Raw genomic sequence first — 884 nt, 5'->3', positions numbered from 1 at the left:
CCTACTGGCGTCAGGAATTGGCCGATGTGCCGGAGCTGATATCGCTGCCCACCGACCGGGCCCGGCCACCGGCGCCCACGCACCGCGGTGCCGACGCCGAGCTGCGCATCGAGGCGCCCCTGTGGGCGGGAATCAAGGCGCTTGCGGCCGCATACAACGCGACCCCATCGATGGTGTTGCAGGCGGCCCTGGCGGTGTTGCTGAGTCACGCGGGGGCCGGCCAAGACATCACGCTGGGCTCGCCGATCGCCGGGCGGCTCGACCCAGCGGTCGACGACCTGGTCGGGTTCTTCATCAACACCTGGGTGTTGCGGGTCCAGGTCAGGCCTGAGCACCGGTTCCGCGACGTGCTCGAGCAGGTGCGACGCAAGGCCCTGGACGCCTACAGCAACCAGGAGGTGCCCTTCGAGCGCCTGGTCGACCGGCTCCACTGTGCGCGCTCGACGGCTCATCACCCATTGTTCCAGGTGTGCATGGCCTTTCAGAACCTCGGCGCGCCCCGGCAGGTGACGCTGCAGGGAGTGCACGTCGAGCAACTCGGCGTCTTCCGCCGGCCGGTCAAATTCGACCTGGACTTCGATCTGGGCGAGGTCCCGACCGGGGATCCAGCCGCCCCGATGGCCGCCGGCGTGCTGACCTACGCCGCCGAGCTGTTCGACCGCTCCACCATCGACCGGCTCCTCACCTGGTTCGGCACCGTCCTGGAAAACGCCGTCGCGGATCCCGCGGTCGCGGTCGGCGACATCTCGTTGCTCGAGGACGGCGAGTGGGATTTGTTGGTGCGGTTGTGGTCTGGTGCGGGTGTGGGGGCGCCGGTGGCCGGGCCCGGTCGGTGGGCAGCGATATCAGCTCCGGCACATCGGCCAATTCCTGACGCCAGTAGG

At 69.1% G+C, this 884-nt stretch carries 1 protein-coding gene; it reads left to right on the top strand.

Translation table 11 applies throughout. The features are described from left to right. Positions 1-884: condensation domain-containing protein (locus A5714_RS04670; protein ID WP_255396694.1), on the top strand; the 884-nt coding region annotated here is incomplete at both ends.

Origin of the sequence: Mycobacterium sp. E2462 (assembly GCF_001672685.1) — a bacterium.
Taxonomy (GTDB): Bacteria; Actinomycetota; Actinomycetes; order Mycobacteriales; family Mycobacteriaceae; genus Mycobacterium.
Note: the sequence above shows the minus strand (reverse complement) of the source record. Positions and strands in the feature narration are given on the sequence as shown.